Here is a 16,147-nt window from a genome sequence, read left to right as displayed (position 1 = left end):
GCGCCGCTGTTCCTGGACGACGCGCGGGAGCGGTACGCGGCGGTGGTGACCGGCGCCGGGCACCGCCCGCTGGCGCGCATCCGCACCGCCCAGCTCGGCGACGACGCGGGCATCGTCGGCGCCGCCACGCTGGCCCGCGACGTGGCGGGCAGGCCCGCGCGCGACGCCCGCGCCCGTTGATCCGGTACTACGCGCGAGTAAGATCGGTGCAATGCGCACGGCTGGCGTCCTGGACGCCGTTCGAGGACTTGGCCTGCACGACCACGTCTGCTGGCCCTACGACGACCCCGCGGACTTCCGCCGCCGGGCCGTCGAGTTCCTCGCGGACGGCTTGGCGCTGGGCCAGCGCGCCTGGTACGTGGCGGACTCCGACGACGAGGTCATGCGCGGTCACCTCGACGAACTGCCCGGCGCGGCGGAAGCGCTGGAGCGCGGCGCGCTGCAGCTGCACCCCATCGGCGAGACCTACCGGTCCGGTCAAGTGGTCACCCCCGCCGACCAGGTCGCCGCCTACGCCGCCGCCACCGATCAGGCGCTGGCCGACGGCTACACCGGCCTGCGGGTGGCCGCGGAGGCCACGCCGATGGTGCGCACCGAAGCGAGCCTGGAGGCGTTCTGCCGCTACGAGCACCAGGTCGACCGGTACATGGCGGGCAGGCCGTTCGCGGCGATGTGCGCCTACGACCGGCATGAGCTGTCCGAGGAAGCCATAGGGAACCTCGCCTGCATGCACCCGGCCAGCGGCCCGGACGCGGCGCCGTTCCGGCTGTACGCGACCTCGGCGTCGGAGGTGGCGCTGGCCGGGGAGCTGGACCTGGACAGCCGGGAGCGCTTCCCCGCCGCGCTGCGCCGGGCCGGGCTGCGCCCGATCGGCGGGGAGCTGGTGCTGGACGCGAGCGAGCTGGACTTCATCGACCACCGCGCGCTGTTCGCGCTGGCGCGGGAGGGTCTGCGCACCGGTTCCGAGGTGGTGCTGCGCACCGCCCTGTCGTCGGCGGCTCGGCTGGTGGAGCTGCTGGGGGTGCCCGGAGTCCGGGTGGAGGCGGCCTGATGCGAACGGGCGCGGCCCGCGATCACGTGGGCTACTTCCACGAAACCGCGTTCTACCGCGACGACGACGACTTCCTCGCCCTGGTGGTGCCCTTCCTGGAGGAGGGCCTGCGCGCGGGCGAGCCCACCCTGGTGGCCTGCGGCGCGGCCAACGAGCGGCTGCTGCGCGCCGCCCTGTCGGACGTGCGGGGGGTCACCTTCCTGCCGGGTGCGGACCAGTACGCGCGGCCCACCGAGGCGATCCTGAACTACCGGCGGATGTTCGCCGACCACGCGGCCGCGGGCGTGGCGCAGATCCGGGTGATCGGCGACGTCCCGCACCCCGGCACGGGCGCGCCGTGGGACTGGTGGGCGCGCTACGAGGCGGCGGCCAACCGGGTGTTCGGCGAGTTCCCGCTGTGGGGCCTGTGCCCGTACGACCTGCGGACCACGCCCGCCGAGGTGGTGGACGACGTCCTGCGCACCCACCCGCACGTGGCGCGGCCCGACGGGCAGCACCTGGCCAACCCCGGCTTCGACCCGTTCGGCCGCTGGCCCGCCTGGCGACCGCACCCGCTGCAGTCCCGGCCACCGAGGGTGGAGCTGCTGGACCCGAGCCCGGCCGAGGCCCGGCGGGCGGTGGAGCGGGTGTGCGACGGCGTGGCGCTGGGCGAGGACGAGCGCGACGACATCGTCTACGCGGCCAGCGAGGCGGTGACCAACGGCCTGTGCCACGGCAAGCCGCCGGTGCGGCTGCGGGTGTGGGCCGACGCGGCGCGCGTGGTGGTCGCGGTGACCGACGGCGGACCCGGTCCCGAAGACCCGCTGGTGGGCCTGGTGCCCACCGAGGACAGCGCGTCGGGCGGCCTGGGCCTGTGGATCGCCCACCGCACCTGCCGCGACGTGGCCATGACCCACGACGAAGAGGGCTACACCATCCGCTTCACCGCGGGCGTTCTCTAACCCCCGATCGAGCGCACGGGTAGTAGCAACGGGCCCGATCGCGGGCGTCGGGTAGTACTTGCCGACGCGGTGGGGTCAGAGCTGGGCGCCGTCGTCCCAGCCGGAGTCCGGCGGCGGGCCGTTGCGGATGCGCAGGATCAGCCACGCCACGCCCGAGCACAGCACCACCAGCGCCAGCGGCGCGCTGATCCGCGCGGACACCCCGAACAGCCCCGGCACGATCAGCAGCGCCACGCCGAGCAGGATCACCGCCAGCGCCGCGATCGTCCCCGGCCGCAGCGCGGGCAGCGGGGGCGGCTCCGGCGGCACGTAGTGGTCGTCCGGGTCGTCGGGGACCTCGTCGGGGTCGACCTCGGCGGTGGCCACCGCGGGCTGGCCCTCGGGGCGGATCGGGGCGGGCTCGGCCTCGTCCTCGTCCGGCTCGTCGGGCCAGTCGCGGCCCACGCCCTCGCGGGCCAGCCCCGCCGCGATCTCGGCGAAGGCAGCGTCCACGTCCTCCGGACCGTCGGTCGAGTCGCGTCGGGAGTTCATCGGCGTGCCCAAGCCCTCCGGTCGTGAAGGCGAAATCCCTGCCGCCGTCCATCGTCGCACGGGACCCGCGTGTTGCGGACCACTCCGGCGGGCAAGGACGGGGCTTCGTTGTGCCCCACGCCTCCGGCTCCGTAGGCTGGCGCGGGGATCACGGTTGTCGAGGAGGCGCTTCCAGCGGTGCTCTACTGGTTGTTGAAACACATCTTTCTCGGGCCGTTGCTGAACCTGTTCTTCCGCCCGCGCATCATCGAGGGCGCGGAGAACATCCCGAAGGAGGGCGGCGCGATCCTGGCGAGCAACCACCTCGCCGTGTCCGACTCCTTCTTCCTGCCGCTCAAGCTGTCCCGGCGGGTGACCTTCCCCGCCAAGATCGAGTACTTCACCGGCAAGGGCGTCAAGGGCGCGCTGCAGCGCTGGTTCTTCTCCGGCGTCGGCCAGGTGCCCATCGACCGGTCCAGCGCCTCGGCCGCGCAGGGCGCGCTGGACACCGGCGTGCGCATCGTCCGCGAGGGCAAGCTGCTGGGCATCTACCCCGAGGGCACCCGCTCGCCGGACGGGCGGCTGTACAAGGGCAAGGTCGGCGTGGCCTGGATCGCGCTGGAGTCCGGCGCCCCGGTCATCCCGGTCGCCATGTTCGGCACCGACAAGGCCAACCCCATCGGCTCGAAGATGTGGCGCCCGTACCCGATCCGCATAAAGATCGGCAAGCCGCTGGACTTCTCCCGCTACGCCGGACTGTCCGGCGACCGGTTCGTGCTGCGCTCCATCACCGACGAGATCATGTACGCGCTGATGGAGCTGTCCGGTCAGGAGTACGTCGACGTCTACGCGGCCAAGGCCAAGGAGGCGGGCGGTCCGGAGCAGGCGCGGGCGGCGGATCGGCTGCCCGAGTCGAAAGCGGGCTGACCGGCACCCCTAGGGTGGAGTGGTGCGGTTCTTCTACGACTGTGAGTTCATCGAGGACGGGGTGACCATCGACCTCGTGTCCATCGGCGTGGTGGACGAGGAGGGCCGCGAGTTCTACGCCGTCTCCACCGAGTTCGACCCGGAGAAGGCCGGTCCCTGGGTGCGCGCCAACGTGCTCAACCAGCTCCCGCCGCCCGCCGACCCGGCCTGGCGCAGCCGCAAGCGCATCCGCGAGGACCTGCTGGAGTTCCTCGGCGGCGCCAAGGCCAACCGGGACGACATCGAGCTGTGGGCCTGGTTCGCCGCCTACGACCACGTGGCGCTGGCGCAGCTGTGGGGCGCGATGCCCGCGCTGCCGCGCAGCCTGCCCCGGTTCACCCGCGACCTGAGGCAGCGCTGGGAGGACGTGGGCAAGCCCCGGCTGCCCGCCCCGCCCGCCGACGCGCACGACGCGCTGGCCGACGCGCGGCACAACCTGGCGCGCTGGAAGGTGATCGAGCAGGAGCGGCTGCGCCGGGGGTTCGCCGTCCGCTGAGCGGGACCCCCTGTTGCTGCACCGATCCAGGCCGTGACAGTCTTGGGTGACCAACGCCACTAGAGAGATTGGGCTAAGCAGATGCGCATCGGTGTGCTCACCGGCGGTGGTGACTGCCCAGGGCTGAACGCGGTGATCCGCGCGGTGGTCCGCAAGGGCATCGAGGTCCACGGCTGGGAGGTCGTGGGGTTCCGCAACGGGTGGCAGGGACCGATCGAGGGGCTGACCCGGCCGGTCGGGCTCGGTGACGTCGAGGACATCCTGACCAGGGGTGGCACCATCCTCGGCTCGTCGCGCACCAACCCGTACAAGGTCGAGGGCGGTGTCGACAAGATCCGCGCGGTGCTCGCGGACAAGGGCGTCGACGCGCTGATCGCGATCGGCGGCGAGGACACCCTGGGGGTGGCCAAGCGGCTGACCGACGACGGCATCGGCGTCGTGGGCGTGCCCAAGACCATCGACAACGACCTGGGCGCGACCGACTACACCTTCGGCTTCGACACCGCGGTGCACATCGCGACCGAGGCCATCGACCGGCTGCGCACCACCGCGGAGTCCCACCACCGCGCGCTGGTCGTGGAGGTCATGGGCCGCCACGCGGGCTGGATCGCGCTGCACTCGGGCCTGGCGGGCGGCGCGAACGTCATCCTGGTGCCGGAGCGCAAGTTCAGCGTCGACAAGGTCGTCGAGTGGGTCAAGAGCCGCTTCGAGAAGCAGTACGCGCCGATCATCGTGGTCGCCGAGGGCGCCATCCCCGAGGGCGGCGGCGAGGTGCTGCACTCCGGTGAGAAGGACGCGTTCGGCCACGTCCGGCTGGGCGGCATCGGCACCTGGCTGGCGGAGGAGATCGCCCAGCGCACCGGCAAGGAGTCGCGCGCGGTCGTGCTGGGCCACGTCCAGCGCGGCGGCATCCCCACCGCCTACGACCGGGTGCTGGCCACCCGCTTCGGCCTGCACGCGGTGGACGCGGTGGCCGAGGGCGACTTCGGCGTCATGGTGGCGCTGCGCGGCACGGACATCGTGCGCGTGAAGCTGTCCGAGGCGACCGCGGAGCTGAAGACGGTGCCGCTGGAGCGCTACGCCGAGGCCGAGGTCTTCTTCGGCTGACGCGCCCGTGGTGAGGGGGCGGCCCGCCCCCTCACCACGCCGCGCTCAGCACGCCCCGAGGTGCAGGTAGGCGGCGAACGTGCCGAGCCAGTGCTCGGCGAAGTAGCCGTGCCCGAACACGTACCGCCAGCCCGCTTCCCGGTGCGCCCCGGCCGCGACGGCGGCCAGTTCCGCGTAGCGGTGCCCGGCGGGCAGCGCCGCGGCGATGGCCTGCCACTGCCAGGCGCGCGAGAGCGCCAGCCCCACCAGGTGCGAGCCGTACGGGTCGTCGGGCTGGTCCACCGGCACCGGCTCGCGCAGCACCTTCCAGCGCGCCTCCTCCAGCGCGGGCAGGAACGCCTCGAACCACCGGGTGAACTCCGCGGGCGGCAGCACCCGGCGCACCAGGTCGGCCTCGGTCAGCGCGGGGGACAGGAAGTCGCCCGCGCTGGGCTCGAACCCGCCGTAGCCCACGTCCTCACGGTGCCACCGCAGCGCGGCCGCCGCGCAGGCCGCGGCCAGCTCCTCGTCGCCCACCGCGCGGGCCGCGTCGAGCACCAGGCCCAGCGCGAACGCGGTGTTGCCGTGCGTGCCGGTGCGCACCGGCAGCCGGGCGGAGCCCAGCCAGGCCAGGAACCGCTCGCGCAGCACCTCCGCCAGCGGCCGCAGGGGCCCGGCCAGCGGGGAACCCCACGTGCGCAGCTCCGCGTCCAGCACGAGCAGCCACGCCCAGCCGTAGGGGCGCTCCCAGTAGCCGCCCTGCGGACCCCGGAAGAACTCCGCCTCGACCTCGCAGCCCTCGGGGGTGATCAGCGCCTCCAGCGCGGCGCGGGCCGCGTCCGCGCCGGGCAGGTCCGGCCGCAGCCGCAGCAGCCGCACCGCCAGCCACGCCTGGTGCACGCACGAGTGCCAGTCCAGCGAGCCCGCGAACACCGGGTGCAGCACCCGCTGCGGCACCAGCGCGGCGTCGTCGGGGATCACGTGCGTCCAGTGCACGGGGTAGTTCCGCTGGACGTTGTCCACCGCGGTCGCCAGCAGCCGCGCCGCCGTGCCGTCATCCCATCCGGTCTCGACCATGGGCCACATCATGCCCGGGCAGACCCGAAGCCGTCTCTGAGTGTGGACGGCCTACTCTTTAACACGTGAACTGGACCGTGGACGTGCCCGTTGACACGCTTCCCGAGCTCCCGCCCCTTCCGCCCGAGCTCCGCTCCCGCCTCGACGACGCGCTGGGCAGGCCCGCCGCCCAGCAGCCGGAGTGGCCGGACGCCGAGCAGGTGCGCCGGGTGCGCGCGGTGCTGGAGAGCGTGCCGCCGATCACCGTGCCCGCCGAGATCGACCGGCTGCGCGAGAACCTCGCCGAGGTGGCCCGCGGCGAGGCGTTCCTGCTGCAGGGCGGCGACTGCGCGGAGACGTTCGCGGACAACACCGAGCCGCACATCCGCGCCAACGTCCGGACCCTGCTGCAGATGGCGGTCGTGCTGACCTACGGCGCGAGCCTGCCGGTGGTCAAGATCGGCCGCATCGCGGGCCAGTACGCCAAGCCGCGCTCGTCGGGCATCGACGCGCTGGGCCTGCCGTCCTACCGCGGCGACATCGTGAACTCCCTGGTGCCCACGCCCGAGGCGCGCGTCCCGGACCCGTCCCGGATGATCCGCGCCTACGCCAACGCGGGCGCGGCGATGAACCTGCTGCGCGCGATGACCACGGCGGGCATGGCCGACCTGCACCGGCTGCACGACTGGAACAAGGACTTCGTGCGCCAGTCGCCCGCGGGCGAGCGGTACGAGGCGCTGGCGGGCGAGATCGACCGCGGCCTGCGGTTCATGTCGGCGTGCGGCGTGAACGACATGTCGCTGCACACGACCGAGATCTTCGCCTCCCACGAGGCGCTGCTGCTGGACTACGAGCGCGCCCTGCTGCGCCTGGACACCACCGGTGACCAGCCCAAGCTCTACGACCTGTCCTCGCACTTCCTGTGGATCGGCGAGCGGACCCGCCAGCTCGACGGCGCGCACATCGCGTTCGCCGAGCTGCTGGCCAACCCGATCGGCCTCAAGATCGGCCCGACCACCACGCCGGAGATGGCGGTGGAGTACGTCGAGCGGCTCGACCCGCACAACCAGCCCGGCAGGCTGACGCTGATCAGCCGGATGGGCAACGGCAAGGTGCGCGACGTGCTGCCGCCGATCGTGGAGAAGGTCACCGCCTCCGGGCACCAGGTGATCTGGCAGTGCGACCCGATGCACGGCAACACCCACGAGTCGTCCACCGGCTACAAGACCCGGCACTTCGACCGGATCGTGGACGAGGTGCAGGGCTTCTTCGAGGTGCACCGCAGGCTGGGCACCCACCCCGGCGGCATCCACATCGAGCTGACCGGCGAGGACGTCACCGAGTGCCTGGGCGGCGCCCAGGAGATCTCCGACACCGACCTGGCGGGCCGCTACGAGACCGCCTGCGACCCGCGCCTGAACACCCAGCAGTCGCTGGAGCTGGCGTTCCTGGTCGCCGAGATGCTCCGCTCCTGACCTCGTTCGGCTCGCGCGTCCACCCCCGTGGACGCGCGAGCCGAACGCCCAGGACCCCGGGGTTCGACGCGCGCGGCGCGGTGCTACACCGCGATGAGCACGACGCGGGTCTTCTCGGGCACCCGCGTCCCGCCGCGGATGGACTGGTTGAACACGGTCGCCCGGTCGCGGTTGTTGAACTGCACGTCGACCTCCAACCCGGCTTCCTCCAGCTCCTTGCGGGCGTCCCGGACCCGCTTGCGCTCCACGTCGGGCACGGTCACCGCGTTGGACACGATCACGGTGACCCGCCGCTGGCCGGGGGGCAGGTTCGTGCCCACCCCGGGATCGGTGCGCACCACCCGCCCGTTGTCGACGGTGGGGGAGAACTCCGCCGGGCCCTCCACCGGCTCGAAGCCCAGCGAGGTCAGCTCGGCGAACGCCTCGTCCTTGGTCCTGCCGGTCAGGTCGGGCACCGGCTTGGGCTGGGAGCCCTTGCTGACCACGATCGTCACCGTCGCGCCGACCGAGACCTGCGATCCCGGCGGCGGGTCCAGGGTGACCACCTTGCCCTTGGGCACCCGGTCGCTGAAGGCGTCCTTCTGCTCGTCCAGCCGGGCGCTGAGCCCGACGGACTCGATCTCCTTGCGCGCCGCGTCCACCTCGATGCCCGCCTGGATCTGCGGCACCACCGGCTTGCCGCGCGAGACCACCAGGCGCACCAGGTCGCCGCGCCGCGCCTCGGCGCCCGCGGCCGGATCGGTGCGCAGCACCTGCCCGACGGGCGCGGTGTCGCTGGCCTCCAGGCTGACCAGGTTCTTCAGCGAGGCGTCCTCCAGCAGCGCCAGCGCGACCTCCTCGTCCTGGCCCACCAGGCTGGGCACCGTGGTGTACTGCCCGGCTCCGAGCCACCAGGTGCCCAGCCCCACCAGCAGCACCGCGGCGGCCGCCACGGAACCCCAGGTGAACAGCCTGCGCCTGGCGCGCTTGCGCTGCTCCTCCAGCAGCTGCTCGGGCGTCTTGCGCGGCTTCTTCGGGCGGGGGCGCGGCTTGACCGGTGGGGCGGCGGGCACCACCTGCTCCACCGGCGGCGGCGCGAGTGCCGTGCGCGGCATCGCCATGGTGCCCATCGGTCCCGCCCCGACCGGCGGCGTTGGCCGCTGGACCCGGACGGTGGCCTCGGTCGCGCCCCCGGTCGCGCCCCCGGTCGCGCCCCCGGTCGCGCCCCCGGTGGTGCCCCCGGTGGTGCCCCCGGTCGGAGCCGGGGGAACGGCCGTCGGGGTGGCTGCGGGGGCGGCTGGCGGTGCCGGGTCCACCCGCACCGGCTGCACCCGCACGGTCCTGGCCTCCAGCCCCGACGCGGGCACCGGCACGTCCTCGCGGGTGATGCCCAGCTCCGCGCGGGCGGCCTCCACCTCGGACAGGAACGCCTCGGCGTCGGCGGGCCGCAGGAACGGCTCGCGGCGGGTCGCCCGGCGCACCAGCTCGGCCACCTGCGGCGGCACGTCGGGCACCGCGGGCACGTCGTCGTTCACGTGCCGGTAGGCCACGGAGACGGCGTTGTCGCCGGTGTAGGGCGGGGTGCCGGTCAGCATCTCGTAGAGCAGCACCCCGGCCGCGTAGACGTCGCTGCGGGCGTCCGCCGCGCCGGTGGTGACCTGCTCCGGCGACAGGTAGGACACGGTGCCCAGGATCGTGCCGTCGGTGGTGATGCCGGGGCCGGACATCGCCCGCGCCAACCCGAAGTCGGCGACCTTGACCACACCGCCCCGGCCGATGAGCACGTTCTCCGGCTTGACGTCGCGGTGCACCAGGTCGGCCCGGTGGGCGGCGGCCAGCGCCGCGAGCACCCGCTCCAGGACCGTCAGCGCCAGCGGCACGCCCAGCGTGCCGCGCTCGGCCAGCAGGTCGCGCAGGGTGCCGCCCTCGACCAGCTCCATGACCAGGAACACCCGGTCCTCGTCCACGCCCTGGTCGTGCACCGCAACGACACCGGGGTGGTGCAGCTTGGCCGCGGCCCGCGCCTCGCCCTCGAACCGGGCCACGAAGGCCGGGTCGGCGGAGAGCTGCGGGTCCATGACCTTGATGGCCACGGGCCGGTCCAGGCGCGTGTCCACGCCTCGGTAGACGGTGGACATGCCGCCTCGGGCGACCAGGGCGCCAACCCGGTAGCGCTGTTCGAGCAGCCCGCCGATCACATTAGTCGCCGACCTTTCCACAGCCGTGGATCGTACGGTGGGGCTGGAACCGGACCGCCCCGTGCGCCGAGCATCGTCCCCGGCACGTGGGATTGACGTCAAAGCCGCGCTGAACCGGGAGAGAAGAGGGGGTGCCGCGCAACCGGCCGACCGGTGTACCCGCCACCACCCGGTTGGCGCAGGGCGTCCCTCCCGGCGTTGTGGCATCGTGACCCACGTGAGTGCGATTCCTGCCGCTGCGGATGTGCTGGCTCCCGACCTGGAGGTCCTGAACCTGCCCGAGGTCGCCGAGCGACTTGGCCTGCCGATCAACCGCGTCCACCAGCTGCTGCGCGACGGTCAGCTGCTGGCGGAGCGCCGGAACGGCGTCCTCGTGGTCCCCGCCCAGTTCCTCGCCGCCGGAGGCGTGGTCAAGGGACTCCCCGGCACCATCACGGTGCTGCGCGACTCCGGCTTCTCCACCGACGAGATCCTGCGCTGGCTGTTCACCGAGGACGACACGCTGCCCGGCACGCCCATCGAGGCGCTGCGCGGCGACCGCGGCCGCGAGGTCAAGCGGCGCGCGCAGGCCATGGGCTTCTGACTCGGGTTCTCCGACGACCAGCCGCAGACCACCGACGACACCGGACGTCCGGGTGGCCCCGCGCGGGGCCACCCGGCTCGGCCTCAGCTGTAGCGGCCGGACAGCTTGAGCGGGTCCGGCTTGACCAGCGACACCGAGGCCAGCGCCGAGACCAGCACGGTCAGCGCCAGGTAGCCCCACGAGTACAGCGCCGTGTCGCCGTTGGGGAAGGTCACCAGCAGCAGCCACACGGAGAAGAAGGCCATGGCCCGCAGCCCGGTGGCCGTCCAGGCCAGCCCGGCGCCCAGCAGCAGCGGCCAGCTGAAGTACCAGGGCAGCGTGGCGGGGGAGAGCAGCGCCACGGCCAGCATGGTGATCGCCGCCCGGCGCACCGCCTCCGGCCCGCCGTCCTCGGCCACCCGCCACTGCCGCCAGGCGATGTAGACCAGCAGCACCGAGCCCAGGCCCCTGGCCACGGTCATGAACACGCCCGGCTCCACCCGGACGAACAGGTTCACCGCGGTGTGCGCGAAGTCACCCACCGCGCTGGGCAGCGACAGCCAGTTCACGATCATCGACGAGGTGCGCAGCGCCGGTATCCAGCCCAGGTCGCGCCCCGCGAGCAGGGTGGTCGCGGTGAACACCGCGAGGAACACGGCCACCGAGGCGCCCATCGCCTTGCCCAGCGCGGCGCGCCGGGGACCGGGCAGCCGGGCCGCCCAGACCAGCACCAGGAACGGCAGCGCCACCGCCGCGGTGGCCTTGACCGCGAACGCCAGGGTGACCACCGCCACGCCCAGCACGTGCTTGCCGTCCAGCACGAACAGCACGCCCACCGCCATCAGGCCGACCATCAGCAGGTCGTTGTGCGCGCCGCCGATGAGGTGCACCAGCACCAGCGGGTTCGCCGCGGCCAGCCACAGCGCCACCGCGGGCCGCCCGCCCAGGTGCCGCGCCAGGCCCGGCAGCGACCAGCACACCAGGGCCAGGCCCACGGCCAGCACCAGCCGCATCAGCACCACGCCGCCGATGACGCCGCCGCCGGTGGCCCACACCACGCCCTCGGCCAGCACCATGAACAGCGGTCCGTAGGGGGCGGGCGTGTTCTGCCACACCCAGCTGACGTTGTCCGACAGCGGGCTCTGCAGCACCGCCGGGCCGACCGTGTACGGGTCGAGGCCGTTGAGCGCCAGCTGGCCCTGCGCCAGGTAGCTGTAGATGTCCTTGCTGAACAGCGGCGGCGCGAACAGCAGCGGCAGGGTCCAGACGACCACGGCGGTCAGCACGGCGGTGCTGCCCACGTGCCGGTCGCGCACCATCCGGCCCAGCCGCGTCCACGCCCAGATGACCAGGCCCAGGCCCAGGTACAGCACGGCGGTGGCCAGGTCGTGCCCGTGGCCGTAGCGGATCCAGCTCAGCGAGGTGTCGGCCAGCAGCGGGTCGCGCTTGAGGATGGCGCCCGCGCCGGTGCCGCCGAGCGCGATGAGCATGACGCCCGCCACGCCGAGCAGGATGGTGCGCACCGGGATGCCACCGGGGTCCGGCTGATCGGCCGCGCCCGGTGTGCGGGTAGCGGCGGACCGCACCGGCTCGACAGGGGCGGCGCTCGATCGGGGAAGGGACGGTGTCGCGGCCATCGCGCCAACATCGTCGCACAGCGCGGACGGCTGTCGGCACGCCACGGTGGCCACGCGTCACAGGCTCGTAACAGCCGAGGAGGTCCTCGCACGTCGGAGATCACTCGGGTGAGTGATCGCGTGGCGTGTCCGGTGCGGGGCGGGCCGCGACCGTGCCCTCAGGAGGCCGGCGAACGGGTGGGGCGACAGCTCAGGGTGTCCGCCACACGGGCCGTTTCACCCGTGTGGCGGGTTCCGGCGCTCACGGCCGCGGGGTGCGCGCCGAGGGCCTGGGCGCCCGGCGCGGCGGCCGCGCGCCCGCGGCCCCGGTGATCCGCTGGGCGGCCAGCTTCCCGGAGACCAGCACCGGCGGCACGCCGACGCCCGGCGTGGTGCCGCAGCCCGCCAGCACCGCGTTCGCCACCCCGGAGACCAGGTTGCGCGGGCGGAACGGGCCGGTCTGGGTGAACGTGTGCGCGGCGGAGAACGGTGTGCCCGCCGCCAGCCCCATCGCCGCCCAGTCCCTGGGCGTGACCAGCCGCTCCACCTCCACCGCCGCGTCGAACCCGGTCAGCCCGCGCCGCTCCAGCACGCCCACCAGCTCGTCCCGGTAGGCCGGGCCCACCCGCTCCCAGTCGATCGGGCCGGTGCGCAGGTTCGGGCACGGGGCCAGCACCACCATCGCCTGGTCGTCCTCGGGCGGGCGGGTCACCAGCAGCGACGGGTCGCTCATCAGCTCACCGGTGCGGGTCAGCTCGTCGAAGGTGCGGTCCCAGGCCCGGCCGAACAGCAGCGTGTGGTGGGCCAGCTCCGGCCACCGGCGCCGGGTGCCCACCTGCAGCACCACCGCCGAGGGCGCCCAGCGCACCGGCAGCGGCCTGCGCGGGCGGTGCCCCAGCAGCCGGTAGGACACCGGCAGGTCGGGGGTGAGCACCACCGCGTCGCACGGGATGCGCTCGCCCTGCGTGGTGCGCACCGCGGTGACCCGCTCGCCGATGCGCTCCAGCCAGGCGACCTGGGTGCCGTAGCGGATGTCCGCGCCCGCGTCGACAGCCGCCGAGGCCAGCGCGTCCGGCAGCGCGCGCATCCCGCCGCGCGGGTAGTGCACACCCGCGATGGTGTCCATGTAGGCGATCACCGCGTACGCCGCCAGCGCCCGGCGCGGCGCCACCCCGGCGTACAGCGACTGGAAGGAGAACACCCGCTGCAGCCGCTCGTCGGTGACGAACCGGGCCACCGAGGGGGCCAGCCGGGCGAACCCGCGCAGCGCGGCCAGCTTGGCCAGCCGAGGGGTGAGCAGGTCCAGCGGCGAGTCGAAGTTCGCGCCGATGAACGCGTCCCGCTCCACCTCGTGCAGCTCGGTCAGCCACGCCCGCAGCGCCCGGTAGCCCTCGGCCTGCGCGGGACCGGCGAACCGGCGCACCTCCGCCTCCATCGCCTCGGCGTCGGCGTGCACGTCGAGCACGCTGCCGTCGGCGAAGCGCGCCCGGTAGGCGGGCTCGACCGGGGCCAGCTCCAGCCGGTCGGCCAGCGACTCGCCCACCGCGCCCAGCGCCTCGTCCACCAGCTCCGGCATGGTCAGCACGGTCGGCCCGGTGTCCACCCGGTAGCCGCCCAGCTCCAGCCGCCCGGCCCGGCCGCCGGGCACCGCCTCGCGCTCCACCACGGTCACCCGGCGGCCCGCGCCGAGCAGGTGCAGCGCGGCGGACAACCCCGCCAGACCCGCACCCACCACCAGGACGTGGTCGCTGGGACCGGAGACCCGCCGCACGTCAGCGCGTCCGCTTCGTCGCGCTGACCGCCAGCTCGGCCAACCGCTCGGCGGCGACCGGATCGGCCATCGGGGTGCGCTCCAGCGCGTCCAGCGCGGACCGGGTCAGCGCCGAGATGCGCTCCTCGACCGCCCGCACCGCGCCGACCTCGACCAGCCGGGTGCGGCAGGCGTCCACGGTGGCCGCGTCCAGGTCCGGGCGGCCCAGCGCGTCGTGCAGCACGTCCGCGCCGAACTCCACGCCCAGCGCCACCAGCAGGGTGCGCTTGCCCTCGCGCAGGTCGTCGCCCGCGGGCTTGCCGGTCACCGCCGGGTCGCCGAACACGCCGAGCAGGTCGTCGCGCAGCTGGAAGGCCACGCCGATGTCCGCGCCGAACGCGCGCAGCCCCGCCACCAGCTCCGGCGAGCCGCCGCCGATGGCCGCGCCCATGTGCAGCGGGCGCTCCACGGTGTAGGCGGCGGTCTTGAGCCGGTCGATGCTCAGCGCCGCGCCCGGCGAGCTGTCGCCGCGCGCCTGGGTCAGCACGTCCAGGTACTGGCCCGCCAGCATCTCGGTGCGCATGTCGCGCCACGGCAGGCTCAGCCGCTGCAGCGCGTCGGTGGGCAGGCCCGCGGCGAAGAGCATGTCGTCGGCCCAGGCCAGCGCCACGTCGCCGATCAGCACCGCGGCGGCCAGGCCGAACCGCTCGGACGCGCCCAGCCAGCCCCGCCGCCGGTGCTCCTCGGCGAAGCGCACGTGCACCGTCGGCATCCCGCGGCGGGTCTCCGAAGCGTCCATCAGGTCGTCGTGCACCAGCGCGCACGCCTGGATCAGCTCCAGCGAGCTGACCGCGGTCAGCACCCGGTGGGCCAGCTCGCCGTCCGGGTCGCCGCCCGCCGCGCGCCACCCCCACCAGGCGAAGGTGGGGCGGACGCGCTTGCCGCCGCCGAGGACGAAGTCGGCCAGCGCGTCGACCGCGCCGGTGAAGCTCTGCTCCATCCGCTCGCCGAGCGCCCGCCGTTCGGCCAGGTAGCCCGCCAGTGCGGCGTCGACGTGCTTGGGCAGTTCGAGGTCCAACGGGTGGAGCGGCACCCGCCTATCGTCACCTCTGCCGCGGCGGAGGTGCCAACCGGGGGCCTGGTTCCATCAAGTGAAAGAGTTCTCCCACGCAACGGACCGACCTCTACCCTAGGAAGCATGACGTCGGTGGTCGAGCGGTTGAGCGGGCGGGCTCCCGCGTTCTCCGTCGAGTTCTTCCCGCCCCGCGACGAGGCGGACGAACTGGTGCTGTGGCGGGCGATCCGCGAGCTGGAGGCACTGGACCCGGCGTTCGTGTCGATCACCTACGGCGCGGGCGGCTCCAGCCGGGACCGGACCATCCGCACCACCGGCCGGGTGGTGCAGGAGACCACGCTGGTGCCCATGGCGCACCTGACCGCGGTGGACCACTCGGTGGCCGAGCTGCGCAACGTGATCGGCTGGTACGCGGCGGTGGGCGTGCGCAACATCCTGGCGGTGCGCGGCGACCCGCCCGGCGACCCGCACGGCGAGTGGGTGGCCCACCCGCAGGGCCTGACCTACGCCGAGGAGCTGGTCCGGCTGTGCCGGGAGCTGGGCGACTTCTGCGTGGGCGTGGCGGCGTTCCCGTACGGCCACCCCAGGTCGGCCGACCTGGACACGGACACCCGGTACCTGGTGCGCAAGCTGCGCGCGGGCGCGGACTTCGCCATCGCGCAGCTGTTCCTGGAGGCGGAGGACTTCCTGCGGCTGCGCGACCGGGTCGCCGCGCTGGGCTGCGACGTGCCGCTGCTGCCCGGTCTGATGCCGCTGACCACGCCGCGCACGCTGGCCAAGACGGTGGAGCTGTCCGGCGCCCCGGTGCCCCCGGCGGTGGCGCGCAGGCTCGAACCGTGGGCCGACGACCCGGTGGCGTTCCGGCGCGCGGGCGTGGACCTGGTGACGGAGATGGGGCAGCGGCTGCTCGACGAAGGCGTGCCGGGGCTGCACTTCTACACGTTCAACCGCTCCAAGGCCACCAGGGAGGTCGTGGGCAGGCTGGGCCTGGTCCCCGCCCGCGCCTGACGCCCTCGCGAGTCGAACGCTCAGGTACCGCGAGTCGAACGCTCAGGACCCCTGAGTTCGTCGTTCGGGTTGGGTTATCCAGCAAAGCGGCGCTCGCCGCGCGGCAGGTCGCCGAGGATGGCGGGTCGCGCCGTCCCCGCATGACCTGCCGGAGGCGAACCACACGCGTCAAGGGGCCCCGGCCCGGTGGTGGGCCGGGAGTGCGTTCAGGGCCCCTTGACACGCGTGGTCGGGACGAGCCCAGGTCATACGGGGACGGCGCTCGCGGGCGGTCCGCTGCGCGCGCTTCGCGCGCCCCTCTGGTGCGTGGGCAAGTACTACCCGACGGGGTTGGCAGGGCCGGTAACTACTACCAGGGGGGCACGGAAGCGCCGGTCA

14 protein-coding genes and 1 pseudogene are annotated in these 16,147 nt (G+C 74.0%); 9 read left to right on the top strand and 6 right to left on the bottom strand.

Annotated features, from left to right (window positions below):
• The 3 genes and pseudogenes from IEZ00_RS36230 to IEZ00_RS05255 form a co-directional block, all read left to right on the top strand.
• Nucleotides 1–180, top strand: a pseudogene (locus tag IEZ00_RS36230) (ROK family protein); the annotation flags it as partial.
• 31 nt (nt 181–211) lie between these two features.
• Complete coding sequence (locus tag IEZ00_RS37715) at nt 212–1,051, top strand: MEDS and STAS domain-containing protein (protein WP_189221924.1); 840 nt, start codon at nt 212–214, stop codon at nt 1,049–1,051.
• On the top strand, nt 1,051–1,992 hold the full coding sequence (locus tag IEZ00_RS05255; RefSeq protein ID WP_189221923.1) for an anti-sigma factor RsbA family regulatory protein: 942 nt from the start codon (nt 1,051–1,053) through the stop codon (nt 1,990–1,992). The genes IEZ00_RS37715 and IEZ00_RS05255 overlap by 1 nt, the downstream gene beginning before the upstream one ends.
• A gap of 75 nt (nt 1,993–2,067) precedes the next feature.
• Here the strand turns inward: IEZ00_RS05255 and IEZ00_RS05250 are convergent, their stop codons facing one another.
• On the bottom strand, nt 2,068–2,523 hold the full coding sequence (locus IEZ00_RS05250; protein ID WP_189221922.1) for a hypothetical protein: 456 nt from the start codon (nt 2,521–2,523) through the stop codon (nt 2,068–2,070).
• Nucleotides 2,524–2,700: 177 nt separating this feature from the next.
• Between IEZ00_RS05250 and IEZ00_RS05245 the strand changes: the two genes are divergently transcribed.
• From IEZ00_RS05245 to IEZ00_RS05235, 3 genes are all read left to right on the top strand, one after another.
• Nucleotides 2,701–3,429, top strand: a complete 729-nt coding sequence (locus tag IEZ00_RS05245; protein ID WP_189221921.1) for a lysophospholipid acyltransferase family protein — start codon at nt 2,701–2,703, stop codon at nt 3,427–3,429.
• Between the two features lie 22 nt (nt 3,430–3,451).
• Nucleotides 3,452–3,964, top strand: a complete 513-nt coding sequence (locus tag IEZ00_RS05240; RefSeq protein WP_189221920.1) for a polyadenylate-specific 3'-exoribonuclease AS — start codon at nt 3,452–3,454, stop codon at nt 3,962–3,964.
• Between the two features lie 81 nt (nt 3,965–4,045).
• A complete protein-coding gene (locus tag IEZ00_RS05235) occupies nt 4,046–5,071 on the top strand; it encodes a 6-phosphofructokinase (RefSeq protein ID WP_189221919.1) in 1,026 nt (341 codons plus the stop codon).
• A gap of 45 nt (nt 5,072–5,116) precedes the next feature.
• Here IEZ00_RS05235 and IEZ00_RS05230 read toward each other — a convergent pair whose 3' ends face one another.
• Complete coding sequence (locus IEZ00_RS05230; RefSeq protein ID WP_189221918.1) at nt 5,117–6,127, bottom strand: DUF2891 family protein; 1,011 nt, start codon at nt 6,125–6,127, stop codon at nt 5,117–5,119.
• Nucleotides 6,128–6,192: 65 nt separating this feature from the next.
• Here IEZ00_RS05230 and IEZ00_RS05225 point away from each other — a divergent pair, with 65 nt between their 5' ends.
• Entirely contained in the window at nt 6,193–7,581 is a 1,389-nt protein-coding gene (locus IEZ00_RS05225; RefSeq protein ID WP_189221917.1) for a class II 3-deoxy-7-phosphoheptulonate synthase, read from the top strand.
• A gap of 83 nt (nt 7,582–7,664) precedes the next feature.
• On the opposite strand, the gene IEZ00_RS05220 is transcribed toward IEZ00_RS05225, so the two are convergent.
• Nucleotides 7,665–9,779: a Stk1 family PASTA domain-containing Ser/Thr kinase gene (locus IEZ00_RS05220; protein ID WP_373293069.1), complete on the bottom strand. Its 2,115-nt coding sequence runs from the start codon at nt 9,777–9,779 to the stop codon at nt 7,665–7,667.
• A 196-nt stretch (nt 9,780–9,975) separates the two neighbouring features.
• Between IEZ00_RS05220 and IEZ00_RS05215 the strand changes: the two genes are divergently transcribed.
• The gene (locus tag IEZ00_RS05215) at nt 9,976–10,341 is read left to right on the top strand and encodes an Rv2175c family DNA-binding protein (protein ID WP_189221915.1); all 366 of its coding nucleotides are present in this window, start codon (nt 9,976–9,978) and stop codon (nt 10,339–10,341) included.
• Nucleotides 10,342–10,424: 83 nt separating this feature from the next.
• Here the strand turns inward: IEZ00_RS05215 and mptB are convergent, their stop codons facing one another.
• From mptB to IEZ00_RS05200, 3 genes are all read right to left on the bottom strand, one after another.
• Nucleotides 10,425–11,906 carry a polyprenol phosphomannose-dependent alpha 1,6 mannosyltransferase MptB gene (gene mptB, locus IEZ00_RS05210; protein WP_229795107.1) on the bottom strand — a complete coding sequence of 494 codons (1,482 nt, stop codon included), beginning with the start codon at nt 11,904–11,906 and terminating at the stop codon, nt 10,425–10,427.
• A gap of 292 nt (nt 11,907–12,198) precedes the next feature.
• Nucleotides 12,199–13,707 (bottom strand): phytoene desaturase family protein, encoded by a 1,509-nt coding sequence (gene crtI / locus IEZ00_RS05205; RefSeq protein WP_189221913.1) that lies wholly within the window; start codon nt 13,705–13,707, stop codon nt 12,199–12,201.
• Between the two features lies 1 nt (nt 13,708).
• Nucleotides 13,709–14,779, bottom strand: coding sequence for a polyprenyl synthetase family protein (locus tag IEZ00_RS05200; protein WP_189221912.1), 1,071 nt, complete (start codon nt 14,777–14,779; stop codon nt 13,709–13,711).
• 105 nt (nt 14,780–14,884) lie between these two features.
• Here IEZ00_RS05200 and IEZ00_RS05195 point away from each other — a divergent pair, with 105 nt between their 5' ends.
• Nucleotides 14,885–15,769, top strand: coding sequence for a methylenetetrahydrofolate reductase (locus tag IEZ00_RS05195; protein ID WP_189221911.1), 885 nt, complete (start codon nt 14,885–14,887; stop codon nt 15,767–15,769).
• The last annotated feature ends 378 nt before the right edge of the window (nt 15,770–16,147 follow it).

Origin of the sequence: Saccharothrix coeruleofusca (genome assembly GCF_014648515.1) — a bacterium.
Lineage (GTDB): Bacteria > Actinomycetota > Actinomycetes > Mycobacteriales > Pseudonocardiaceae > Actinosynnema > Actinosynnema coeruleofuscum.
This window is presented reverse-complemented; position numbering and strand designations above follow the sequence as displayed.

What these genes read in the sequence shown, in the direction of transcription:
- IEZ00_RS05250 (WP_189221922.1), bottom strand. Translation starts at nt 2,523, where the DNA reads ATGAACTCCCGACGCGACTCGACCGACGGTCCGGAGGACGTGGACGCT.
- IEZ00_RS05235 (WP_189221919.1), top strand. Translation starts at nt 4,046, where the DNA reads ATGCGCATCGGTGTGCTCACCGGCGGTGGTGACTGCCCAGGGCTGAAC.
- IEZ00_RS05255 (WP_189221923.1), top strand. Translation starts at nt 1,051, where the DNA reads ATGCGAACGGGCGCGGCCCGCGATCACGTGGGCTACTTCCACGAAACC.
- IEZ00_RS05230 (WP_189221918.1), bottom strand. Translation starts at nt 6,127, where the DNA reads ATGGTCGAGACCGGATGGGATGACGGCACGGCGGCGCGGCTGCTGGCG.
- IEZ00_RS37715 (WP_189221924.1), top strand. Translation starts at nt 212, where the DNA reads ATGCGCACGGCTGGCGTCCTGGACGCCGTTCGAGGACTTGGCCTGCAC.
- IEZ00_RS05195 (WP_189221911.1), top strand. Translation starts at nt 14,885, where the DNA reads ATGACGTCGGTGGTCGAGCGGTTGAGCGGGCGGGCTCCCGCGTTCTCC.